Source organism: Vogesella sp. LIG4 (genome assembly GCF_900090205.1).
Taxonomy (GTDB): Bacteria; Pseudomonadota; Gammaproteobacteria; order Burkholderiales; family Chromobacteriaceae; genus Vogesella.
Window position 1 is genome coordinate 3,320,726 of the sequence record NZ_LT607802.1, and the last position, 23,940, is coordinate 3,344,665.

The 23,940-nt window shown below is 66.3% G+C and carries 20 protein-coding genes; 7 read left to right on the plus strand and 13 right to left on the minus strand.

The window, feature by feature from the left end; translation table 11 throughout:
* Positions 1–37: 37 nt before the first annotated feature.
* From PSELUDRAFT_RS15410 to PSELUDRAFT_RS15450, 9 genes are all read right to left on the minus strand, one after another.
* Positions 38–478, minus strand: coding sequence for a DUF411 domain-containing protein (locus PSELUDRAFT_RS15410; RefSeq protein ID WP_088967674.1), 441 nt, complete (start codon positions 476–478; stop codon positions 38–40).
* A 72-nt stretch (positions 479–550) separates the two neighbouring features.
* Positions 551–916 carry a hypothetical protein gene (locus PSELUDRAFT_RS15415; protein ID WP_088967675.1) on the minus strand — a complete coding sequence of 122 codons (366 nt, stop codon included), beginning with the start codon at positions 914–916 and terminating at the stop codon, positions 551–553.
* Positions 917–1,026: 110 nt separating this feature from the next.
* Positions 1,027–2,352, minus strand: a complete 1,326-nt coding sequence (locus PSELUDRAFT_RS15420; RefSeq protein WP_088967676.1) for a DUF1615 domain-containing protein — start codon at positions 2,350–2,352, stop codon at positions 1,027–1,029.
* Between the two features lie 59 nt (positions 2,353–2,411).
* A complete protein-coding gene (locus PSELUDRAFT_RS15425; RefSeq protein ID WP_157725156.1) occupies positions 2,412–3,548 on the minus strand; it encodes a YjbE family putative metal transport protein in 1,137 nt (378 codons plus the stop codon).
* Positions 3,549–3,564: 16 nt separating this feature from the next.
* On the minus strand, positions 3,565–4,839 hold the full coding sequence (locus tag PSELUDRAFT_RS15430; RefSeq protein ID WP_231895237.1) for an NRAMP family divalent metal transporter: 1,275 nt from the start codon (positions 4,837–4,839) through the stop codon (positions 3,565–3,567).
* Positions 4,836–5,714 carry a protease modulator HflC gene (gene hflC / locus PSELUDRAFT_RS15435; RefSeq protein WP_088967678.1) on the minus strand — a complete coding sequence of 293 codons (879 nt, stop codon included), beginning with the start codon at positions 5,712–5,714 and terminating at the stop codon, positions 4,836–4,838. The genes PSELUDRAFT_RS15430 and hflC overlap by 4 nt, the downstream gene beginning before the upstream one ends.
* Complete coding sequence (gene hflK / locus PSELUDRAFT_RS15440; protein WP_088967679.1) at positions 5,714–6,748, minus strand: FtsH protease activity modulator HflK; 1,035 nt, start codon at positions 6,746–6,748, stop codon at positions 5,714–5,716. The genes hflC and hflK overlap by 1 nt, the downstream gene beginning before the upstream one ends.
* A 188-nt stretch (positions 6,749–6,936) precedes the next feature.
* Positions 6,937–7,611 carry a phosphatase PAP2 family protein gene (locus tag PSELUDRAFT_RS15445; protein ID WP_088967680.1) on the minus strand — a complete coding sequence of 225 codons (675 nt, stop codon included), beginning with the start codon at positions 7,609–7,611 and terminating at the stop codon, positions 6,937–6,939.
* Between the two features lie 159 nt (positions 7,612–7,770).
* Positions 7,771–8,784: a LacI family DNA-binding transcriptional regulator gene (locus tag PSELUDRAFT_RS15450; protein WP_088967681.1), complete on the minus strand. Its 1,014-nt coding sequence runs from the start codon at positions 8,782–8,784 to the stop codon at positions 7,771–7,773.
* A gap of 186 nt (positions 8,785–8,970) precedes the next feature.
* Between PSELUDRAFT_RS15450 and PSELUDRAFT_RS15455 the strand changes: the two genes are divergently transcribed.
* The 3 genes from PSELUDRAFT_RS15455 (at position 8,971) to PSELUDRAFT_RS15465 (ending at position 12,113) form a co-directional block, all read left to right on the plus strand.
* On the plus strand, positions 8,971–9,870 hold the full coding sequence (locus PSELUDRAFT_RS15455; protein WP_088967682.1) for a sugar phosphate isomerase/epimerase family protein: 900 nt from the start codon (positions 8,971–8,973) through the stop codon (positions 9,868–9,870).
* 82 nt (positions 9,871–9,952) lie between these two features.
* Positions 9,953–10,879 (plus strand): sugar phosphate isomerase/epimerase, encoded by a 927-nt coding sequence (locus tag PSELUDRAFT_RS15460; protein ID WP_088967683.1) that lies wholly within the window; start codon positions 9,953–9,955, stop codon positions 10,877–10,879.
* 61 nt (positions 10,880–10,940) lie between these two features.
* Positions 10,941–12,113, plus strand: a complete 1,173-nt coding sequence (locus PSELUDRAFT_RS15465) for a Gfo/Idh/MocA family protein (RefSeq protein ID WP_088967684.1) — start codon at positions 10,941–10,943, stop codon at positions 12,111–12,113.
* Between the two features lie 71 nt (positions 12,114–12,184).
* Here PSELUDRAFT_RS15465 and PSELUDRAFT_RS15470 read toward each other — a convergent pair whose 3' ends face one another.
* The 4 genes from PSELUDRAFT_RS15470 to PSELUDRAFT_RS15485 all read right to left on the minus strand — a co-directional run bounded on the left by PSELUDRAFT_RS15470 (position 12,185) and on the right by PSELUDRAFT_RS15485 (position 18,867).
* Positions 12,185–12,538 (minus strand): MarR family winged helix-turn-helix transcriptional regulator, encoded by a 354-nt coding sequence (locus PSELUDRAFT_RS15470; RefSeq protein WP_369800121.1) that lies wholly within the window; start codon positions 12,536–12,538, stop codon positions 12,185–12,187.
* A 188-nt stretch (positions 12,539–12,726) separates the two neighbouring features.
* On the minus strand, positions 12,727–14,169 hold the full coding sequence (tldD, locus tag PSELUDRAFT_RS15475; RefSeq protein WP_088967686.1) for a metalloprotease TldD: 1,443 nt from the start codon (positions 14,167–14,169) through the stop codon (positions 12,727–12,729).
* Between the two features lie 11 nt (positions 14,170–14,180).
* Positions 14,181–14,990 (minus strand): carbon-nitrogen hydrolase family protein, encoded by an 810-nt coding sequence (locus tag PSELUDRAFT_RS15480; RefSeq protein ID WP_088967687.1) that lies wholly within the window; start codon positions 14,988–14,990, stop codon positions 14,181–14,183.
* A gap of 13 nt (positions 14,991–15,003) precedes the next feature.
* Positions 15,004–18,867 carry a YhdP family protein gene (locus PSELUDRAFT_RS15485; RefSeq protein ID WP_157725157.1) on the minus strand — a complete coding sequence of 1,288 codons (3,864 nt, stop codon included), beginning with the start codon at positions 18,865–18,867 and terminating at the stop codon, positions 15,004–15,006.
* A 28-nt stretch (positions 18,868–18,895) separates the two neighbouring features.
* Between PSELUDRAFT_RS15485 and glnE the strand changes: the two genes are divergently transcribed.
* From glnE to waaF, 4 genes are all read left to right on the plus strand, one after another.
* On the plus strand, positions 18,896–21,565 hold the full coding sequence (glnE, locus tag PSELUDRAFT_RS15490) for a bifunctional [glutamate--ammonia ligase]-adenylyl-L-tyrosine phosphorylase/[glutamate--ammonia-ligase] adenylyltransferase (RefSeq protein WP_088967689.1): 2,670 nt from the start codon (positions 18,896–18,898) through the stop codon (positions 21,563–21,565).
* A 75-nt stretch (positions 21,566–21,640) separates the two neighbouring features.
* The gene (locus tag PSELUDRAFT_RS15495; protein ID WP_088967690.1) at positions 21,641–22,564 is read left to right on the plus strand and encodes a branched-chain amino acid transaminase; all 924 of its coding nucleotides are present in this window, start codon (positions 21,641–21,643) and stop codon (positions 22,562–22,564) included.
* A gap of 60 nt (positions 22,565–22,624) precedes the next feature.
* Positions 22,625–22,831 carry a zinc-finger domain-containing protein gene (locus PSELUDRAFT_RS15500; RefSeq protein ID WP_088967691.1) on the plus strand — a complete coding sequence of 69 codons (207 nt, stop codon included), beginning with the start codon at positions 22,625–22,627 and terminating at the stop codon, positions 22,829–22,831.
* A 61-nt stretch (positions 22,832–22,892) separates the two neighbouring features.
* Positions 22,893–23,936, plus strand: coding sequence for a lipopolysaccharide heptosyltransferase II (gene waaF / locus PSELUDRAFT_RS15505; protein ID WP_088967692.1), 1,044 nt, complete (start codon positions 22,893–22,895; stop codon positions 23,934–23,936).
* Positions 23,937–23,940 lie beyond the last annotated feature (4 nt).

Consider the following 23,940-nt stretch of genomic DNA (forward strand, 5'->3'; position numbering starts at 1 on the left):
GCGAGGGCCGGGTATGACAGCCCCCGCCTGTTGCCGCTTAGAAGTTGCCGTACAGCGTGCTGCCGGGCTGCGGGCTGCGCGTCATGCTGTAAACCGCCAGGCTGCCCGGCTTTTCCGGGCCCATGCCGGGGCTGTTGGCCGGCATGCCCGGTACCGACAGCCCTACCAGACGGGGCTTGCTGGCGAGCAGTTTGCGGATGGCGGCCACCGGCACATGGCCTTCCAGGCTGTAGCCGGCAATTCGGGCGGTATGGCAGCTTTCCAGCCCCGGGGTCACCCCCAGTTTCTGCTTCAGCTGCGGCATGTCGTCACGGTTGATTGCCGTTACCTGGAAGCCGTTCTGCTGCAGGTAGGCGATATACGCCTCGCAGCAGCCGCAGGTCGGGCTTTTGTAAACAGTGGCGGAGATGGCGGCCAGCGCCGGGGTAGTGGCTGCAGCCAACAGGCCGGCCAGCAGCAGGGTACGAAGCACAGGCATGATTGCCTCCTTCTTGATGGTGTTCGACTCAGGACAAGCCCGCCGCGCAATACGCAGCAGGCGCGATAAGGGTCAAACCAGCAAGGGAGGACGATGCGGAGGGGTAATGACGATGCCGGCCAGCCTGGCCGGCTGATGTGGCACCAGCGGGCCGGAAGCATCCAGCGCGGCGACAGTCAGCGGGGCATTGCCCAGCAAGGACGGGGCACACAGCGCACTGCAGCCCGGCACGCCGCACTGCAGGCCGTGGTGCCGGGCGGCCAGCTTGTCGCCGGCCGGGGTGGCCTTGCTGTCATGGCAGGCAGGCTTGTGCACCGCCATGCAGTCCATCGCTGTTACCGCATGATCCTGCAGCAGCATGTCGACATCCGCCGCCAGCACATTGAGTGCAGGCAGCATCAGCAGCAACATGAGGATCAGGCGGTAAAGCGTTTTCATGCCGGCAACGATAACACCTTTCCGCTGCACTCAGGCACGCCGGCAGCCCGCAGCTGCAAACGGCTTGATCCAGGTCAGTTGCTGCTGGCTGCTCACGGCCATGGTGCCTGTCAGCCGCCGCGGGCGAGGCAGTTCTGGTAGCGGCCATCCACCTTGCGCGCGAACCATTCCGTGGTCAGGTGGTGGGTGATCTTGGGGCTGACCAGCACGATCTGTGGAATGGCCTCGCGCGGCACCTGGCGTCCGGCGGCGGCGTCCGCCAGCGCAAACACCTGGCGGTACAGCTGGGTCTGGCCGAAGCCGGCCAGCTTTTCCTGGCCCAGATCGCGCAGGATTTCGCCGCTGCTCATATGCAGCCGGTCGGCAATGGACAGCAATACCTTTTGCGTTTCGCTGGCCGCGCCGGACGGAATGCGCTCCATCTTGTTCTCGTACAGCATCAGGTCGCCGTCGGTAGCCAGCTTGCGGTGCACCACCCTGCCCAGCGCCGCCTGGAATGCCGCGTTGCGGCTGCTGTAGCGCCCGGCGTTGTAGTCGGCAAAGCGATACACCATATCGCTGTACTGCATCGGGTACTGCAGCATGATGGCCGCACCGAAGTACACGCTGCCGCGGCGGGTGAACACCTCGTCGCGCAGGTTCTTGTAGCTGTACGGGTAAGGCCAGCCGCGCACGTGCATCTCGGCAAACGCCACGCTGACCTGCATCGGGCCGCCGTCACGAATCGGGTTCTTGTGCTCGAAGATGGTCTGGCCGAACGGCAGCTCGCGCACCATGTCCTCGAACAGCGCATTCATCTGCCGCTTGGTGCGCAGCGCATTGATTCGCGCCTTGTAGCTGCGGCCGTCCGGCGAGGTCTTGGCCAGCGCCGCATCCACCACCAGTGACGGAATCAGGTACTTCTGCCGCCGCTTCTCGATCTCGCCCCACACGATGGCGGACAGATTGGGCGTTACCGGGTCCGGGTCGTAGCTGGATTCCTGCTCGGCCACGGCCAGCACGGCACAGAAGTTCTGCGGCGAGTACGGCAGTTTCAGATGGGTGAAGGCATTGATGATGTCGCTGTGCCAACCGGCGCGATCCGGAATGCCGTGCGGCAGCAGGCGGTCGAGTAGCACCCGGCCATCGCGCTCGCTGCTGTACGGCGCCGCCACGCGGGCGGGTGCCGGCGCGGGCGTCACTGGCGGCACCACCTGCGGCGGCACGGTGGGCGGCAGCACCGGTGTTACCGGCGCCGACACCTCCGGCGGGGAAACCTGCAGCGGCTGCTGATCCTGCAATACCGGGGCAGGCAGCGCCACGCCGGGCGAGACAGGTGCGGATGTTGCGCCACCTGACGTGGCCGGCTGCACCGGCGTTACCGCACAACCGGCCAGCATCACCGCCAGGCCGGCCCCCAACAGGAACGATTTCTTGTTTTCCAACTGGCTACTCATCCATCTTCATTCATTACCGGCCAAGCACAGCGTCTGGCCGCAAAAGCAGGCAATGTACGCTATTTCTGCCTGCTCAGCTGCGGCTGCATGCCGTGCGCCGGCTTGGGCATGAAGCCATTGGTCAGCAGATTCACCCCGATCCAGCCCAGCCCCAGCACGCCGACACACACGGCAAGCCAGGCGAAGACGCGAATCCAGCGCTCCTCCTTCCGTGCCGGCGCATCGGCGGCATCTCCCTCACCCGGTGCAGCTATGTCCTCCTCGCTGGCCAGCTGCAGTGCAGCGGGCGGCGGGCTTGCGGCCAACGTTGCCGCTGCGGCAAGCGCCACGGGCACCGGCTCGACACTGGCGCTGGCAACTGCAGCCACGGTCCCGGCAGAAATCAATTCCGGCTCCGACCCCGGCGCGGCAACCGCCGCCGCAAGCACCGCAGGCTCATCATTCTCGGCCTCGCCCCAGGCGGCAAAGCGCTGCGCCAGCCCGGCGAACAGCCCCAGCGCCGGCGGCGGCACCAGCTGCTGCGCCTGCTGGCGGATGATGCGGCTTTCGCACAGCACGAATACCACGCACAGCAGCGGCACCACGAACGACAGCGCCGGCGCCTGGCTGTCCACCCAGCCGGCGAGCAGCGGGTCGGAAACCGCCAGCTGCCCGGCCAGCCAGCCCAGCAGCGCGCTGCCGGCCGGCAGTAGCAGCGGGTAGCTTTCCAGCAGGCGGGTAACGAACAGGCTGCCGTACATCAGGATAGGCATGCTGAACAGCAGGCCCAGTATCAGCATCAGCACGCTGCCCTGGGTCATGGCGGCCAGCGCCACCACGTTGTCCAGGCTCAGGATCAGGTCGGCGGTAACCACCACCATCACCGCGGACCACAGCTGATCGCCGGCCGGGCGCAACTGTTCCCCGTCGCCGCCATCGTCGGCCAGCAGCAGCTTGATGGCGATCAGCAGCAGCAACGCCGCGCCTACCAGCTTCAGCATGGGAATGGCCAGCAGGAAGCTGGCCAGCGTGGTCAGCAGCACACGCAGCAGGATCGCAAACCCGGTGCCCAGCAGCACCGCGCGGCGGCGCAGCGCCGGCGGCAGCGAGCGACAGGCCATGGCGATCACCAGCGCGTTGTCCCCGCTGAGCAGCAGGTCGAACAGGAACACCTGCGCCGCCATGCCCAGCGAATGCGTCAAACTATCAAATTCCATGCACTCTCCTTGGCGCCTAGCCCAGCGCTCCCGCCAGGCCGGCATACAGCCCCACGCCAGCGGCAAACATGAAAATCACACCGATCACCACCGCCCGGCCACCGCGCAGACGGTGCTGCGGCGGCAGCTCGTGGCGCGCCAGCCAGAACAGAAAACCCAGCGTCACCGGCAGCAGCACCGCGTTTACCACCCCGGTGGCAATCGACAGCCGCACCAGGTTGATGCCGGACGCCACCAGCACACCGCCGGCCAGCAGCATCAGGCCGAAGGCGGAGTAGAACCACGGCGCCTCGCGCGGGTGCAGCTCCAGCGAGTGGTGCCGGCCGGTCACTTCGCCCAGCGCCCAGGCCACCGACAGGCAGACCACGATGGTGGCTACCAGCGCGCCGCCGCCCAGCGCCATGGCAAACAGCATGCGGCCAACGTGCTCGCCCAGCACCGAGGTAAACGCCTGCGCAATCTGCGGAATATCGTCCAGCCGCATGCCGCCGCCGTGGCTGCCGAACGCGGCGGCCGCGGCCACCAGCACGGCAGCGGTAATCACCTGGCACAGCACTGCACCCAGCAGGGTATCCAGCCGTGCCGCGCGCAGGTCGCCCAGCGTCAGGCCCTTGTCCAGCAAGGCGGACTGCTGATAGAACACCGTCCACGGCATGATGCTGGTGCCAAGGTTGGCCGCAAGCAGGTAGAGGTAGTCGTGATTGGCCAGCGGCATGTGCCGCAGCTGCGCGGCCATCTGGTGGTAGTCCGGCCGGGCATGCCAGGCCACCAGCAGGAAGGCCAGCTCGAATACCCCGAACAGGATGGCCACCCGCTCCACCGAGCGGTAGCTGCCGGTGCAGACCATGAAGAAGATCAGGCCGCCCACCAGCAGCATGCTCAGCCACACCGGCACGCCGTACAGCTGCCCCACCCCGGCCAGGCCGCTCATTTCGGTGGCCAGCGCGCCAAAGCAGCTCACCCCCAGCGTGAGCATGGAACACCAGGCCAGCGTGCGCCCGAAGCGCGCGCGCACCAGCTCGCCATAGCCCTTGCCGGTGCACAGCGCCAGCCGCACCGTCAGCTCCTGTACCACGAACAGCAGCGGGATGATCAGCAGTTGCAGCAGCAACAGTCTGTACCCCCACTGCGCCCCGCTCTGGGCGGCGGTGATCACGCTGCCGGCATCGGTATCTGCCAGCATTACCACCAGGCCGGGGCCGAGGATGGCCGCCAGCTGCCGCAGGCGCGCCACCGGCAGCATCATGCCGGCACGCCAGCCTGCAACATCAGCCGTGCGACCATTGCTCACGGCTTGGCACCGGCCGGGCCCGTCTTGAAGTCATGCAGCAGCGCGGAATCGGGCGTCAGCACCAGCGTGGCGCCGGAGTCGGCCAGCGCCTGGCGGTAGGTCTGCAGCGAACGGTAGAACTTGTAGAACTTCGGGTCCTTGCTGAAAGCATGCGCCAGGATGCGGTTGGCCTCGGCATCCGCCTCGCCGCGAATAATTGCGCTCTGGCGCTGCGCCTCGGACAGGATCACCGTGCGCTCGCTGTCGGCCTTGGCCTGGATCTGCTGCGCCCATTCGGCACCCTGCGCACGCAGTTGCTTGGCTTCCTGCTGGCGTGCGGATTTCATGCGGTCGTAGATCGCCTGGCTGGTTTCCAGCGGCAGGTCGGCACGGTGCAGGCGCACCTCGGTGACTTCGATGCCCAGCGGCCGTGCGCGCTCGGTCACCTCGCGCTGGATCTGCTCCACGATGCCGCCGCGCTCGCCGGACAACAGCGAGTGGATCATCACCTTGCCCAGCTCGCGGCGCAGCGAGGAGCTGACCAGCTGCGCCAGCTGGATATTGGCCTGATCCACCGTACGCAGCGACTGGTAGAAGCGCAGCGGGCTGGCGATGCGGTAGCGGGTATAGGTTTCCACCTCCAGCCGCTTTTCATCGCCCAGGATCACCTGCTCCGGCGGCGGCGCCAGCGTCTGCAGGCGCGTGTCGTAATACTGCACGCTGTCGATTACCGGCAGCTTGAATTTCAGGCCCGGCTGCTGATCGACATCAATGGGCGCCCCCAGGCGCACCACCAGCGCATTCTGCCCTTCCGGCAAGGTGTACAGCGACGAAGACAGCAGCCAGAAGGCGGCAATGGCGCCCAGCAGGCCGATACCACGCAAGCGCTTGTCCATCAGCGCACCTCCTTGCCGGCCGGTTTGGCCTTGTCCTGCAGCGGCATATAGGGCACCACGCCAGACATGCCCTTGCCGGACGAATCGATGATCACTTTGCTGGCCTTCTTCAGTACTTCGTCCATGCTTTCCAGGTACAGGCGCCAGGCGGTCACGTCCCTGGCCTGCGCATAACTCTGGTACACCGCATCGAAGCGCTGCGCCTCGCCCTGCGCCAGGTTCACCACCTGGCTCTTGTAGGCCTCGGCCTCCTGCTGGATGCGGTTGGCCTCGCCGCGTGCCTTGGGCAGCACGTCGTTGCTGTAGGCCTGCGCCTCGTTGCGCGCCCGCTCCTGGTCGGCACGCGCGCGCTGCACGTCGTTGAAGGCGTCGATTACCGACGATGGCGGGTCTACCCGCTGCAGCTGCACCTGGGTCACCCAGATTCCGGTCTGCTCCTGGTCCAGCCACTGCTGCAGCAGGACGCGGGTTTCGTCCGCCACCTGCTGGCGGCGGTTGGACATCACCGCCTGGATGGGGGTGCGCGACACGGTATCGCGCAGTGCGCTTTCCGCCGCGATGCGCAGCGCGGTTTCCGGGTCCTTCACCTTGAACAGGAACTTGCCGGCATCCTTGATGCGCCAGAACACCGCGCAGTCGGCCTCCACCAGGTTTTCATCTCCGGTGAGCATCTGCATGTCGCGCGGGTCTACGCTCTGGTTCTGCGCGCCGTCATACAGGTTGGCCAGGTGAATCTGGTTGATCTGGGTAACCTTGGGCAGCAGCAGCGTCTCCACCGGCCACGGCAGGTGGTAATGCAGCCCCGGGCCGGTGGTATCCACCCACTGGCCGAAGCGCAGCACCACGCCCTGCTCGTCCGGTTGCACCTTGTAGATGCCGCTCATCGCCCAGCCGGCCAGCAGCAGCGCCGCCAGCAGCCCCAGGCCCTTGCCCTGCAGCCCCAGCAATTGCAAGTAGTAGGCCAGGTGGCGGCGCAGCAGCCGCCCGCCGGGCAGGGCTGCCGCCGCGGCGTCGTCGGATGATTGGGAGGCCATGTAGCGCTGTTCTCCAGATACGCGGCGCAATATTCAGGATGCTGTTATTACGCGGCGTAAAATAAATGCGGAATTAACCTGTCAATATTCAATTTATTAATAATTATTAAGCAATTAATTAATAAATTATGCAGCAGGCGTTATACCGCAGACACTACAGCCAGACCAGCCCTGCCATTTGATTAAAATCACATACCAGGCTTGATACGCCCATGGCATGGCGCCGGCGTGCATTTTTCCGCCGTGGCCGAGGCCGAGCGGTGCCACACCTCGCGCACATAGGGGCGCGCATGCCCGGCCAGCGACAGCGCCGCACCGCGAATCCAGAAGCGCGTGGGCAGGCTTTGCCCGTACAGCGCCAGGAACAGCATGGCGAATACCAGCAGCAGAATGCGACCATCAGGGTGAGATTCGCGAAAGCGCCGCGACAGGTCGATGAAGATCAGGCTGACCAGCAGGCCAAGCAGCACGCCCGCCGTTACCTCGGACAGCGAGTGCGCTTTCAGGATCACGCGGGAAACCGCCACGAACAGACCGATCAGCGAGGCGGCGGCGGCACCCCACAGGCGGACTTTCACCGTTTGCTGATGCAGCAGCAGATAGGCGGCGGTGGGAAAGATGGCGGTAGCCAGCATGGCGTGCCCGCTGATGCCGGTGAAATCGATGGCGTGCGCGCCAATGCCCCAGCCAACGAACAGCGCCTTGGTTACCGTGACCAGCGCCACGGCAAACAGGAATACCACCAGCCACAGCAGGCAGCTGCGCCAGGCACGGCCGGCAGCCAGGAACAATGCAATGGCCAGCGCAAACGGCAGCAACAAGGCCGAACTGCCGAAGTTTGTAACGGTAACCCAGGAAAACATATTGCCAGACGCCAGAAACCGGAATAACGCCAAGGGCGGCAATCATACCATTGCCCGTCATTTTTATTGACGACGCCATTACCGAATCAATTATCGGCGATTTTATTTCCCTTCGCCGCTTAAATGGTCGCTGCCAATAAGGCGGCGGCACACCGGGTTTCAGACATTGGCGACCGTGTGAATGGCAAACGGCAGCACCACCTGCACCGATGCACGATCGTTACGGCCCTGCAGGCCGGCCAGCATGGTGTCCACCAGCCGCGTCGACATCCATTCCAGCGGGTGCGACAGCACCATGCTCACCAGCTCCTCGTTCAGCGCCTGGCGGGTAATGTCGGTCAGGTCGTGGCAGATGGTGACCAGCCCGCTGCGCTGTTCTTCGCGCAGCGCCTCGATCACGCCTTCAATGCCGCCGCCGGCCACGTAGATGCCGGCCAGGTCCGGGTGGCGATCCAGCAGCTCCAGCGTGGCGCCCTGCGCCAGGTTGATGTCCTCCAGGCTGGGCAGGGTTTCCAGCACCTGGAACTGCGGCGCGTACTCGCGCAGATAGGCGCGAAAGCTGATCTCGCACTGCTCCTGGCACAGATAGCGGTGGCTGCCCAGGATCAGCCCCACCTTGCCCGGCTGGCGGCTGAGGCGGGAAATCGCCCATGCCGCCGTGCGGCCAACTTTGCGGTTGTCCAGCCCCACGTAGCCGGCGCAGCCATCGGCGGTGAGGTCGGATACCAGCGCGTACACCGGCATGCCGCGTGCCGCCAGCGTGTCGATGGCCTGGCTGATCAGCGGATGGTCGGCCGCCACCACCGCGATGGCATCCACGTCGCGCGCCATGCTCAGCAACCGGGCGGCGACGTGCTGCGGCGTCAATACATCCAGGTAGTCGATCAGCAGCTTTGCGCGCCCTGCTGCCGCCTGCTCCAGCGCCAGCCCCAGCTCGCGGTAAAAATATGTGCTCTGCCGCTGCAGCAGGATGCCCAGCCGGGGCGCCGCCTGCTGCTGCTCGATGCGGTGGCGGATCAGCCCGGTGCGGTGAAAGCCCAGCTGCTCCGCCGCCGCCAGCACCTTCTGCGCCGTCTGCGGCCGCACTTTGGCGCGCTGGTTGATCACGCGATCCACCGTGGCCACACCCACACCGGCCAGCCGCGCCACGTCTTCCATGGTCGGGCCGCTCATTTCCCCTCCGTTTTGATAGAACTATCAAAAATTGCTTATGGCTGAATGATAGGTGGTGGCATGCAAGTGGCCCGCCTTATTGCCTTGTGGAATCAGCCAATTAAACTGGACTTGCCGCAAGCCATGCCAGCAATGGCTGCCAGCATATCAGCAAAACTATCAAAATAGCCCGGAGAAGACACTGCCATGAAAATCGCGCTCGACCCCTATATGCACCGCCACCTCGACCTGCCGGCACTGGTGCGCAAGACCGCAGAGCTGGGCTATGACCAGATCGAACTGTCGCCGCGCGCCGACTTCCTCGACTGGTGGGTGATGCCGCGCGCCCACGCCGCGCGCATCGCCGGCTTCAAGCGTGCGCTGCGCGAGCATGGCGTCGGCCTGGCCACCCTGCAGCCGATGTACCGCTGGGCCAGCCCGTTCGAGGACGAGCGCCAGTGGGCGGTGAAGTGCTGGAAGAAGGCCATTGAAGTGGCGGTGGAAATGGACTGCCGGCTGATGATCTCCGAATTCGGCCGTGGCGCCTCACCGGAGCGCTCCGTCGGCCAGGGCGCCGGCACCAATACCAAAGAGATGTGCGAGGCCGCCTGGTGGCGCTCGATGGAAGAACTGGTACCCATCCTGGAGCGCGAGGACATCACCCTGTCGGTGGAGCCGCACCCGGAAGACTGGGTGGAAACCCTGGCCCCGGCGCTGGACATCGTGCAGGTGCTGGGCTCCCGCCACGTCAAGCTGTCCTACATCGCGCCGCACACCTTCTACTACGGCGACGACATGGCCGCCATGCTGCGCGCCGCCGCGCCGGTACTGGCCCATGTGCGCGTGGCCGACACCTTCAACCACAAGGCCAGCTCGCAGCTGCGCTACATCGTCAACCCGCCCGGCTCCGGCCACATCCGCGTGCACCAGCACCTGGATATCGGCCAGGGCGAAATCGACTGGGAGGTGTTCTTCGCCACCCTGGCCGACATCGGCTTCGACGGCGTGCTGTCGTCCTGCGTGTTCGCCTGGGAGGAGCGCGCCGACGAGTCCGCGCGCTTCATGCGCGGCGAGATCCAGCGCTACCTCGACAAGCACCAGCGCTAAACCAGCCACATCCTGAACCGATTCCAGCCTCCCCGCGCACGGCGCGGGGCAGGCCCCGCTTTACCTGAAAAACGGAGACATCATGAGCATCAAGATTGCCAGCGCCCCCTGCTGCTGGGGCGTGGACGACGTGAACAACCCGCATCTGCCGCCATGGCAGCGGGTGCTGGACGAAGCCGCGCAGGCCGGCTACCAGGGCATCGAGCTGGGCCCCTACGGCTACATTCCGCTGGACGTGGAACAGGTGGGCAATGCCCTGCACCGCCACCAGCTGTACATCGTGGCCGGCACCATCTTCGACGACCTGGTGGCTGCAAAAAACCTGGACAGCCTGCTGCGCCAGACCCGCGACATCTGCAGCCTGATCACCCGCCTGCCGCGCCCGCCGCAGGTAGACGGCCAGCGGTTCGCCGCCCCCTACCTGGTGGTGATGGACTGGGGCCACCCGGAGCGCGACTTCCAGGCTGGGCACAGCGAACGCGCGCCGCGCCTGGCCGCCGCAGACTGGCAGCGCATGGTGGCGCACATCCGCCAGATTGCCGCCGTGGCGCACAACGAGTTCGGCGTGCGCACCGTGATCCACCCGCATGCCGGCGGCTATATCGAGTTCGCCGACGAGATCCTGCAGATCCTGGCCGACATTCCCTACACCGAGGCCGGGCTGTGCCTGGACACCGGCCACCTGTACTACGCCGGCATGGACCCGGCTAAGTGGCTGCGCCAGCACGCCAGCCGCCTGGACTACATCCACTTCAAGGATATCGACCTGGCGGTGTACCAGCAGGTGATGCAGCAACGCATTGCTTTCTTCGACGCCTGCGCCAAGGGGGTGATGTGCCCGATCGGCAAGGGGGTGATCGACTACCCGGCCATCCGCCAGCTGCTGGATGACATCGGCTACCACGGCTACATCACCATCGAACAGGAACGCGACCCGCGCCATGCCGACAGCAGCCTGCGCGACGTCACTGCCAGCCTGCACTACCTGCAACAGGCCGGCTTCAACTGACATGACCAGCAGCCAGCCGCGCCACGGCGCAAGGTTGGCCGCATACACAGGAGACAGAGACATGATCAACGGAGAGAAACTCACCGCCACGCCGATTCGCTGGGCCATGGTGGGCGGCGGCAAGGGCAGCCAGATCGGCTATATCCACCGCAGCGCCGCGCTGCGCGACAACGTGTTCCAGCTGCTGGCCGGCGCCTTCGATATCGACCCGCAGCGCGGCCGCGACTTCGGCGCCAGCCTGGGCGTGGACCCGGCGCGCTGCTACCCGGACTACCAGACACTGTTTACCGAGGAGGCCAAGCGCCCGGACGGCATCCAGGCGGTGTCCATCGCCACGCCCAACGGCACCCATTTCGCCATCTGCAAGGCGGCGCTGCAGGCCGGGCTGCACGTGGTGTGCGAGAAACCACTGTGCTTCACCACCGCCGAGGCCGAGGAGCTGCAAACGTTGGCCGCAAGCCGTGGCCGGATCGTCGGCGTCACCTACGGCTACGCCGGCCACCAGCTGATCGAGCAGGCGCGGCAGATGATTGCCGCCGGCGAGCTGGGCGAGATCCGCATCGTCAACATGCAGTTCGCCCATGGCTTTCACAGCGCGGCGGTGGAAGACGCCAACCCCAGTACCCGCTGGCGGGTGGACCCGAAATTTGCCGGCCCCAGCTATGTGCTGGGCGACGTCGGCACCCACCCGCTGTACCTGTCCGAGGTGATGCTGCCGGAGCTGAAGATCAGCCGCCTGCTGTGCAGCCGGCAGAGCTTTGTCGCCAGCCGCGCCCCGCTGGAAGACAACGCCTTCACCCTGATGCAGTACCACGGCGGCGCCATGGGCAGCGTGTGGTCCAGCGCGGTGAATGCCGGCTCCATGCACGGGCAGAAGATTCGCGTCATCGGCGCGAAAGCCAGCCTGGAATGGTGGGACGAGCGCCCCAACCAGCTGAGCTTCGAGGTGCAGGGCCGCCCGGCACAGATACTGGAGCGCGGCATGGACTACCTGCACCCGGCGGCACTGCACGACGACCGCATTGGCGGCGGCCACCCGGAGGGGCTATTCGAGGCGTGGTCGAACCTGTACTACCGCTTTGCGCTGGCAATGGACGCCAGCGACCGTGACGACCGCGCCGCGCTGGCCGCCATCCGCTACCCGGACATCCACGCCGGAGTGGAAGGTGTGCGCTGGGTGGAGAACTGCGTGCGCTCCGCCGACCTGGGCGGCGTGTGGGTGGACTACCGCTAGGCCGTAGCGGTACGGCACAAACAGCAAGGGCGCCTTCGCAGAAGGCGCCCTTGTCGCTGGCACTTGCCGACTTACTCGGTAAACGGCAACAGCGTGCTGGCCGCGGCCTCATCCTCCACGCCCATCACCATCAGCAGTGCCGCCAGCCCGCCGGACAAACCGGCCAGCTGGCTGCCCGACATGCGTGACAGGGCTTCCGGCAGCCAGCCGCGCGGCGCGAAATCCACGCCACCCATCAGCTGCCGCCCGGACTCGCTCAGCACCACTTCCACCACGCGCTGATCCTGCGCATTGCGCTGGCGCTGCAGATAGCCCTGCTCTTCCAGCTTCAGCAGCATATTGCTGAGCGTGGCCGGCTTGATCGACATGCGTGCCGCCAGCTCGCCGGCCTTCAGCGGGCCGCTGTCCTTCAGTTCGGCCAGCACCCAGGCCTGCGCACCGGGAATGCCCAGCTGCTTTTCGATGCCTGCAGAGTGCTGCTGTGCGGCGCGGAACACCACGCGGAACTGTTTGAGCACATCCAGCGGCGCTACCGCGGTTTGCGTATTTACCATTGCCCGAGTCTTCGTATTGTTATTGAACAAGCGAATACCGCTCCATGCGGCAAACCGCGCTAGACAGCGGTGCCGCCCACGGTCAGGCCGCCATCGATGCGCAGCGTGGGCTGGCCCACGCCTACCGGCACGCTCTGGCCTTCCTTGCCGCACACGCCCACGCCCTCATCCAGCGCCAGGTCGTTGCCTATCATGCCCACGTAGTTCAGCACGTCCGGGCCGTTGCCGATCAGCGTGGCGCCCTTCACCGGGTAGACCAGCTTGCCGTTCTCGATCTTCCACGCTTCGGAAGCGGAAAACACGAACTTGCCGCTGGTGATGTCCACCTGGCCGCCACCGAAGTTGGCCGCATAGATGCCGTCCTTCACCGAGGCGATGATCTCTTCCGGCGCCTTGTCGCCAGCCAGCATATAGGTGTTGGTCATGCGCGGCATCGGGATATGGGCATAGGACTCGCGCCGGCCGTTGCCGGTGGGCGCCATGCCCATCAGCCGCGAGTTCATCGCGTCCTGCATATAGCCTTTCAGGATGCCGTTCTCGATCAGCGTGGTGCAGTGGGTGGCATTGCCCTCGTCGTCGATGGCCAGCGAGCCACGGCGGCCCGGCAGCGTGCCGTCATCCACCACGGTAACGCCCGGCGCAGCCACGCGCTGGCCGATACGGCCACTGAACGCCGAGGTGCCCTTGCGGTTGAAATCGCCTTCCAGGCCGTGGCCGATGGCCTCGTGCAGCAGCACGCCCGGCCAGCCGGAGCCCAGCACCACGGTCATGGCGCCGGCCGGCGCCGGGCGCGATTCCAGGTTGATCAGTGCCTGACGCACCGCTTTTTCCACATGGTGGGCGATGAAGTCATCGCTGAAACCGGTCAGGTCGTAACGGCCGCCACCACCGCTGCTGCCCATCTCGCGGCGGCCAGCCTGCTCGGCGATCACCGTTACCGACAGCCGCACCAGCGGACGCACGTCGGCGGCACGCACACCATCGTGACGCGCCACGTACACCACGTCGTATTCCGCCACCACCCCGGCCATCACCTGGATCACCCGCGGGTCGCTGGCGCGCGCCAACCGCTCCACCTTTTCCAGCAGCTCCACCTTGGCCTCCGCCGGCAGGCTGTCCACCGGGTCCAGCGCCGGGTACAGCGCACCCGGCAGGCGGCGCTGTACCGCGCCGGCATTGCCGTGACCACCGGCGGCGCCGATGGCGCGCACCGCGTCGGCCGCCTGGCCCAGCGCAAAGGCGCTGATGTCGTCGGAGTAGGCAAAGGCGGTTTTTTCACCGGACACGGCGCGCACGCCCACGCCCTGGTCGATGCTGAAGCTGCCTGCCTTGACGATGCCTTCCTCCAGGCTCCAGCCCTCGGTGCGGGTGTACTGGAAGTACAGGTCGGCGTAGTCCACCTGGTGCGCCAGCATGCGCCCCAGGGTGGCGTCGATCACGCTCTCATCCACCCCGTACGGGGCCAGCAGCAGGGTATCGGCAATGGCTTGTGCGTTGCTCATGATTGTTTCTTTCAGGAAAACACGCGGTGTGCCAGCGCCGGCAGGCGGTCACGCACCGAATGGATCAAATCTTGGTCGATATCGGCCAGCACCACGCCCTCGCCCTTGTCGAGCTGCGCCACGATGCGCCCCCACGGGTCGATGACGATGCTCTGGCCATGGGTCTTGCGGCCGTTCTCGTGCGTGCCGCCCTGGGCGGATGCCAGCACGTAGCACTGGTTCTCGATGGCGCGCGCGCGCAGCAGCACTTCCCAGTGCGCTTCGCCGGTGGTGGCGGTGAACGCCGCCGGCAGTACCAGCAGGTCGAACGGCGCCATCTGGCGAAACAGCTCGGGAAAGCGCAGGTCGTAGCAGATGCCGAAGGCGATATCCGCCAGCGGCGTGCTGATCTTCAGCGGCTCGGAGCCGGCCACGATGCTGTCCGACTCGCAGTAGCGCTCGCCCTGGCCGGTAAAACCGAACAGGTGGATTTTGTCATAACGGCCGGCCACGCTGCCATCCGGCGCGAACAGCAGCAAGGTGTTGAGCACCTTGCCCGGCTGCGGGCTGGCCAGCGGCACGGTGCCGCCCACCAGCCATACGCCATGCTCGCGCGCCATATCCGCCAGCCCCTGCTGCAGCGGGCCGTCGCCGAACGCTTCACGAATGGCCACCTTGTCGCCATCCTGGCGGCCCATCAGGCAGAAATATTCCGGCAGCACGATCAGCTCGGCCCCTTGCTGCGCCGCCTCAGCCACCAGTTCGGCGGCACGCTGCAGGTTCTGCTGCGGGTCGGTGCCCGACACCATCTGCACGGCGGCAACCCGGAAATTCTTTTTCATTGCATTACTCCTGCTAGTGCGACGTTGATTTTGCCGGCGGTTTTTCCACCTGCTGCCCTACCTTGCGCACCTTGGGTTCGGTAAGACTGCCGGTGATTTCATATTCATAGGACAGTATCTGGCTCACCGGGTCCTGCAGCAGCTTCTGCGCCGCAAACGCCACCGCGCCCGCCACCGGGTTGAGCAGCGTGGCGCCGGTAATCACCGCCACGCTTTCCGACACGGTAGGCGTGATGCGCACCATCACCTGCTGACGGTTGTTGGCGAGGTCCGCCTCGCCACGCATCGCCACCTTGGCCGCCGGCCCCTGGATCTGGATGTCGTTGGAGCGGAACACGCCGGCATCGATATTGGCGGTGCCACGCAGGCTGTCAAAGGCGAAGCCGCTGCTGAATACGTCGGTGAAGTCCAGGCGGATGCGCCGCGTCAGCGACTGCAGACTGAGCAGGCCGAGCAGGCGCCCGGCGCCCGGTTCCACCTGGGCGAAGCGGCCCTTGCCCATATCCAGCTTCACTGTACCAGTGATGCGCGCCAGGTCGAAAGCGGTAAGCTGCCCCAGCCACTGCACCTTGCCGGACAAATCGCCGGCGCCGCCCTTGAGCATGCCAGGCAGGCCGATGCGGTCCATCAGCGCGCCGGCATTGCTGGCGTGCAGTACAAAGTCGAGTTCGGTATTGCGCGATGCGCTGCTACTGCCCTCCGGCGCGGCACCCTTGACCTGCAGCTCCGCCTCCGGCGTCTGCACCGCCACCTGGTCCAGCAGCCACAGCTTGGGCTGGTGATGCGCCAGCAGGCGCAGCGTGCCCAGCTCATGGCCAGCAAACTGGAACTTGTCCACCTGCACGTCCAGCGTCGGCAGCGACTGCTGTGTTTCTTCGCCGGCGGCGCCCTCCACCTGCGGCAAGGGCAGCGCCAGCCGCTGCATGCGGGCGCGCAGCACGCCGTTACCGGCCGGCTGGTAGCCAAACTGGCCCTGCAGCTCGCGGGCGCTCAGCTGCAGCACCAGCGGCGCGGTGCCGCCGTTCCAGTCCAGCTTGCCATCCACATCGTGCAACTGCTTGCCATCCACCTGCAGTTGCGGCGTTTCCAGCCTCAGCTGCAATGGCGGCATACCGCTACCATTGCTACCGCTACCGCTACCGCTACCGGTGCCGCCGACCGCCGTCACGGCATCAAGCCAGGGGTCGAGCAGCAGTTGCGGCACCTTGGCATGCAGGCTGATGCTGTCCTGCGGCTCGGGCGAAGGCACGCCCACGCCCACACCAACGCCTTGCAGCGCGCCATCCGGCCGCAGCGTCACCACGCCGGCAGCGCGTGCCTGCTGCTGCCACTCCAGCCGCCAGCCATGCAAGGTTGGCCGCAAGGCCAGCTGCAGCGGCCAGGCATCGCCCGCCGGCTTGCCCAGTGGCGCCGGTGCGCTGCTGGCCACACCCTGCAGCGACGATGTCAGCTGCAGCTCGTCCAGGTTGCGGCCAACGGTAAAGCTGGCCTGGTACGGCGTCTTGCCGCCCAGGTAGCGGCTGAGCAAGGACACATAGCGGTCGGTGACCTGCTGCAGCTCCAGCTCGCCGGCGCTGGTGAAATGCATCTTGCCGGCGCTGTCCAGCGTGGCGGCAAGGTGGCTGCGGCCGCCAAAGGCGCTGTAGTCGATGCCGGGGCTGTAGGCGCCGTGCTCGTTGAAGCGCAGCACACCGCTGACATTCTCCAGCGCCGGCAGCGGCAGGCTGCGGAACTGCAGATGGTTGCCGGACAGCGCCACCGCGCCGTCCACGCGGGTGTCCGCCACGTGCGCCAGCGGAATGTCGAGGCCGAGTTGCAGGCCGGCCTGCCCGCTGCTGTCGATACTGGACAGAAAACCATCCAGCCAGTGGTCCACCGGGCTGGCGCGGGTGTAGGCCAGCATCTGCGGCAGCTCGCCCTGCGCATGGCCCTTGATCAGCAGCTTGCTTTCGCCACGGCTGGTGGCCGGCAGCTGCACATTGACGTGATCCAGCGCCACGCCGGCGGTCTGCGCCTGCTCGGCATCGATGCCGATATCGTCGTTGCGCATGCTGAAGCGGCCCTGAATGCTGCTGATCGCCGGCCAGCCCGGCTCGAACTGCAGCTTGCCGTCATGAATATCGGCCGACACCTCGAAACGGCCATCCTTGCCGTCGGGGAACGGGAACGCCGCCAGCTTGCCCTGCAGGCTGGCACGTATCTGCCGCGCCTCGCCGCCCTGCAGCGCCTGCCGCAGCCAGGCCACGGTTTCCTTGCCGATCAGCGCCGGCAGGTAGGCCGGCACCCGCGCCGCCGGCATGCTGTCGGCGCTCAGTTGCAGATCGCTGCGCACGCTGCCGTCGGCCGCCAGCTGCAAACCGCCCCTGATGTCGGCGTGCAGATCCGGCGTGGCCACGTTCACCCCCGGCACATTGATCTGCCAGCCGTTACCGCCGCGCTGCCAGTCAAGGTTGGCCGCAAGCTTCTGCAGGTTCACCGCCTGCGGCAGCTGACCCGGCACCTGCAGCTGCAGCGCGCTGCCATCCAGCGTCAGCTGGCCGCCGCTCTTGGCCATGGACACCCGGCCGGACAGGCCGCCAGCCAGGCGGGTGCCGTTGCGCAGCGCAAAGGCCAGGCCGTCAAAACCGGTGGCAAACTGGAAATCCTGCGGCGCCTGCAGGCGCCCCTGCCAGCGCAGGTCGGTCTGCTGCAAATCGCCATCCAGCCGCGCCAGCGGGCTGGTGGCCAGCGCCGGCAGATGCGGGCTCAGCAAGGGCAGCAGCGGCGCCAGCGACAGCCGGCTGACGCGTGCACTGCCCCCCCGGGTATCGCTCCACTGCGCCTGGATCGCCGCATCGGCCAGCAGCTTGCCGTACTGGGTATTCACCATCAGGTGGCTGGCCTGCAGCGCGTGACGGCCCGGCTCTATGCTCTGGTAGTCGAGCTGGCCGGCCAGGTGCGGCAGCGGCACGGCCTGCCCGGACAGCGACAGCGCCACTTTTTCCACCTGCCACTTGCCGCCCAGCTGGGTGACCCGGCCATCGGCAAACTGCATCGCCAGCTGCGACGATGCCGCGCCGCCCACGCTGAACGGCGCGTTCGGCCAGTAGCGCTGCAACCAGCCCAGCTCCGGCGCATCAGCCTGCAGCGCCAGGTCGCCGCGCCATTGTTGCCATTCACGCATCCTGCTGCCGCGCCAGCTGGCGTCGAGATCCAGCCGCGACAGCAAGGTGCTTTCCGGGCGCGCCCGCACCTGCAGCCGGTGCTTCAGCAGGCCGTTGTTCAGCTGCATGCGGGTGTCGCGTGCCGACAGCGGCGGCAGGCCCAGCAGCTGGTCATGCCAGGTAAAGCGCTGCAGCTGCACGTCCACTTCGTCCTGCCGCAGCAGCCAGTCCACCGCCGAGCCGTCGCCCTTGCCTTCGTCCAGCGGAATGCCGTTCAGCCGCAGCCGGCCGTCCGGCTGGCGTTGCAGATCCAGTGACAGCCCGCGCAGGGTGATGCGCGCCATGTGCGGCTCCAGGTACAGCACGCTTTTCCAGCCCGGTTCCAGCCGCGCCTCGCGCAGCAGCATAGGCGGGCTGTCCGGCCGCGGGCGCAGCACCAGGTCGTTGAGGGTGATTTCAGGCGTCCACAGCAGCCACTGGCCGCTGATGCGGCCAACCTTTACCGGCATGCCGATGCTGTCGCTGGCCCAGCGCTCCACATCCGGGCGCAGGCGGTCGACATTGGGCAGAAAGGCAAAGCGGAACAGCAGGAAGGCGCTGCCCAGCAGCAGCAGGCACAGCAGCAGCAAGGCGGCAACGACGCGCAGCACGCGTTGCGTCAGATGCACGATGCGCAGGCTGTGGTCTTCACGCGCTGCGCTGGAGTCTGGAGAAGGGTTAGAATGAGGAGTCACGATTTCGTCATACCGTTGAAGGCGCATTATGCCAGCAAACCTCGCCGCCATCCCAGCAGCCAGAACATTCAGTTACTACCTCGACCGCCAGCTTTCCGCCTACCCGGAACAGCTTGCCCTGCTGGAACAGCGGCTGGCGCAGCCGTTCAGCCAGGACGAAATGCAGTCCTTCACCGACTGGGACAAGCTGGACAGCATGGAAGTGCTGCAGACGCAGCTAAGAAAACTGCGCACTGCCGTCATGGCGCGGCTGATCGCCCGCGACGTCGGCGGCCTGGCTAACCTCGACGAAGTAGTGCGCAGCATCAGCCTGCTGGCCGATTTCGCCATCAACATCACCCTGCCCGTTGCCCGCCGCTCGCTGGCGCACTTCGGCGAGCCCATCGGCGAGGACAGCGGTGAGGCGCAGCAGATGATCGTGGTGGGCATGGGCAAGCTTGGCGGCTACGAGCTGAACGTGTCGTCCGACATCGACCTGATCTTCCTGTACCCGGAAGGCGGCGAAACCAATGGCGAGCGCCGGCTCGCCAACCACGACTACTTCACGCGCCTGGGCAAGCTGCTGATCGGCGCGCTGAACGACATCACCTTCGACGGCCAGGTGTTCCGCGTCGACATGCGCCTGCGCCCCTACGGCGACTCCGGCCCGCTGGTGATGAGCCTGGCGGCACTGGAAAACTACCTGCTCACCCAGGGCCGCGAATGGGAACGCTACGCCTGGATCAAGGCCCGGGTAATCGCCGGCGACGCCAGCCAGATGGAGCCGTTCACCCGCCCCTTCGTATACCGCAAATACCTGGACTACGGCGCTTACGGCGCCATGCGCGAACTGCACGCGCAGATTCGCCGCGAAGTGGCGCGCCGCGACATGGCGGAAAACATCAAGCTGGGGCCGGGCGGCATCCGCGAGGTGGAATTCATCGCCCAGGTGTTCCAGCTGATCCGCGGCGGGCGCGAGCGCCGGCTGCAGCTCAAGAGCACGCGCGACACCTATGCGGTGCTGGCCGAGCTGCGGCTGCTGGAGCCGGACACGGTGGAAGAGCTGCTGCAGGCCTACACCTTCCTGCGCAACCTGGAGCACCGCCTGCAATACCTGGACGACCAGCAGACCCAGAGCCTGCCGGGCAACGAGGAAAACCGGCAGCGCATCGCCGCCAGCATGGGCTTTGCCAGCTGGCAACGCTTCCTGGACGAACTCAACCAGCACCGCCGCAAGGTTACCCGCCACTTCGAGCAGGTGTTCTTCCTGCCCACCGAAGGCGCCCCCGCCCACCCGCTTACCGGCCTGTGGCGCGACATCGCCGACACCGACGCTTGCGGCCAACTGTCCGCACTCGGCTACCAGGATGCCGAGGCAACCCAGCAGCAGCTGCGCAGCCTGCAGGCCAGCCAGCGTTACCAGCAGCTGCCGGACGGCAGCCGCAAGAAGCTGGACGCGCTGATGGGGCCGCTGATCGAGGTGGCCGGCGGCTTCGACAACCCGGACACCACGCTGTCGCGGGTGCTGACCCTGATCGAAGCCATCAGCCGCCGCGCCTCTTACCTGGCGCTGCTGCAGGAATACCCGCAGACCCTGCAACGCCTGGCCTCGCTGTGCTCCGCCAGCGCCTGGGTATCCGTCTACCTGACCCAGCACCCCATCCTGCTGGACGAACTGCTGGATGCGCGCGTGCTGTACGCCAGCCCGGACTGGCCACAGTTGGCCGCACAGCTGCAGCAGCAGCTGGAAGACTGCCAGGGCGACGTGGAAGCCAAGATGGACACCCTGCGCCACTTCCAGCACGCGCAGACCTTCCGCCTGGTGGCGCAGGACCTGGCCGGCATGTGGACGCTGGAGGCGCTGTCCGACGAGCTGTCGCTGCTGGCCGACCTGGTGCTGGACGCCACCATCCGCCATGCCTGGCTGGACATCCCCAAGCGCCATCGCGAAGTGCCGCTGTTCAGCGCCATCGGCTACGGCAAGCTGGGCGGCAAGGAGCTGGGTTATGCCTCCGACCTGGACGTGATCTTCCTCTACGACGACGAACACCCCGACGCGGCCGAGCTGTACTCGCGCCTTGCCCGCAAGATCACCACCTGGCTGACCAGCACCACCTCGGCCGGCGTGCTGTACGACATCGACCTGCGGCTGCGCCCCAACGGCTCCAGCGGCCTGCTGGTCAGCACCACCGAGGCGTTCCGCCACTACCAGCACCACGACGCCTGGTTGTGGGAACACCAGGCGCTGACCCGCGCCCGCTTCGTCTGCGGCGATGTCGCCATCGGCCAGCGCTTCGAAGCCATCCGCCAGGAGGTGCTGTCGCTGCCGCGCGAGCTGCCAACGTTGGCCGCAGAGGTGGTCGGCATGCGCAACAAGATGCTGGAAACCCACCCGTCGCGCGAAGACGATGTCAAACATGCGCGCGGCGGCATCGTGGACGTGGAATTCATCGTGCAGTACCTGATCCTGGCCCATGCCCGCCAGGTGCCGGGCCTGCTGGCCAACAGCGGCAATATCGCGCTGCTGGCCACCGCCGCCGAGGCCGGGCTGATTCCGGCGGAGCTGGCCAACCAGGCGCGCGATGCCTACCGCAACTACCGCCGCCTGCAGCACGCCAGCCGCCTCAACGACAGCAGCAAGGTCAGCCATGCACCGCTGGCGTATTACCAGCACGTGCAGGCGCTGTGGCAGGCAGTGTTCGGTCTTGCCGCGCAGTGAAAGCCGTAACACTTTGCCAGTGGCGACGGTATAATCGCCGCACAATCAAATAACGGGACTTACGGAGAACTCACCATGTCGATGGCAGATCGCGACGGCTTCATCTGGTACAACGGCGAACTCGTGGAATGGCGCAACGCCACCACCCACGTGCTCACCCACACCCTGCACTACGGCATGGGCGTGTTCGAAGGCGTGCGTGCCTATGAAACCGCCAAGGGCCCGGCGATCTTCCGCCTGCAGGACCATACCGACCGCCTGTTCCGCTCTGCCAAGATCCTGGGCATGAATCTGCCGTTCAGCAAGGAGCAGATCAACCAGGCACACCTCGACGTGGTGAAGGCCAACAAGCTGCAGTCCTGCTACTTCCGCCCGATGGCCTTCTACGGCTCCGGCAAGCTGGGCGTGGCACCGAAGCAGGACGACGTGCAGGTGATCGTGGCCGCCTGGCCGTGGGGCGCCTACCTGGGCGAAGAAGGCCTGGAAAAAGGCATCCGCGTGAAGACCAGTTCCTTCACCCGCCACCACGTGAACATCACCATGTGCAAGGCCAAGGCCAACGGCAACTACATGAACTCCATCCTGGCCAATAACGAAGCCACCGCCGACGGCTACGACGAAGCGCTACTGCTGGACGTGGACGGCTTCGTGGCCGAAGGCTCCGGCGAGAACATCTTCATCGTCCGCAAGGGCAAGCTGTACACCCCGGACCTGACCAGCGCGCTGGAAGGCATCACCCGCGACACCGTGGTGCAGATCGCCACCGAAATGGGCCTGCAGATAATCGAGAAGCGCATCACCCGCGACGAAGTCTACAGCGCCGACGAGGCCTTCTTCACCGGCACCGCCGCCGAAGTCACCCCGATCCGCGAGCTGGACCGCCGCGACATCGGCGAAGGCAAGCGCGGCCCGATTACCGCCGAGATCCAGAAACGCTACTTCGACTGCGTGAAGGGCCTCGACAGCAGCAAACAGCACTGGCTGACCTACGTCGGCTGATTTACGACTCTCGCGGCGGCCCCGGCCGCCGATTTTCGACCACACCGAAAGCAAGCTAGCATGGCTGAACTGAAAGAAAACACCGCCCGCGTCATCGAAGTTACCGCCAAGGACCTGCCGCTGCACTGCCCGACTCCGGACCAGGTCCAGTGGAACTCCCATCCGCGCGTGTTCCTGCCCATCGTCAAGAACGGCGGCGAAGCGCTGTGCCCGTACTGCGGCACCCGCTACAAGCTGACCGGCCCGCTGCCGCATGGCCATCACTAAGCCATTCAACCCATAGCCTGACTGAAGGTGTAGCCTTGCTGCACCTTTTTTGCTTCTGTACATGATCAAGAAAATACTGGTGATCGGCCCCTCCTGGGTGGGCGACAGCGTCATGGCGCAACCGCTGTACCGGCGGCTGCACGAACGCCACCCTGGCCTGGAACTGCATGTGTTCGCCCCGGCGTGGACCTTGCCGCTGCTGTCGCGCATGCCGGAAGTGGCCAAGGCGCATCTCAACCCCTTCGGCCACGGCCAGCTGCGGCTGAAGGAGCGCTGGAAAGTGGCGCGCCAGCTGCACAGCGAACATTTCGACCAGGTGGTGGTGCTGCCCAATTCGCTGAAGGCGGCGCTGATCCCCTTCCTGGCCGGCATCCCCAAGCGCACCGGCTTTACCGGCGAGCTGCGCTACGGCCTGCTCAACGACACCCGCGACCTGGACGAACACGAACTACCCACCATGGTGGAGCGCTTCTGCGCACTGGCCGAAGCACCGGGCCAGGCGCTGCCGCGCCCGATACCGCATCCGCGGCTGGCCTCGCGCCGCGAGCAGCAGGAGGCCACCGCCCGCAAGCTGGGCATCGACCTCGCCCTGCCCATCGTGGCCATGTGCCCCGGCGCCGAGTACGGCCCGGCCAAGCGCTGGCCGGCGCGCCATTTTGCCGAGCTGGCCCGCCGCTACCGCGCTGCCGGTTACCAGGTATGCCTGTTCGGCTCGCCCAAGGACCAGGAAATCGGCGACGAAATCGCCAGCCTGGCAGAAGGCGCTGCGGCCAACCTGTGCGGCAAGACCGGCCTGGAAGAAGCCATCGACCTGATGGGTCTGGCCAAGCTGGCCATCTGCAACGACTCCGGCCTGATGCACGTAGCCGCGGCACTGGACGTGCCGCTGGTCGGCATCTACGGCTCCTCCAGCCCGGATTTCACCCCGCCGCTGAGCAACAAGGCCGCCATCGTGTCGCTCAATATGGACTGCAGCCCCTGTTTCGAGCGCAACTGCCCGTACAAGCACACGCTCTGCCTGGAAAACCTGCACCCGGCACAGGTGTGGCAGGCAGCCGAAAACCTATTGCAACCGAAGTCACCGCAAGCCACTTCGCAAGACTGACACC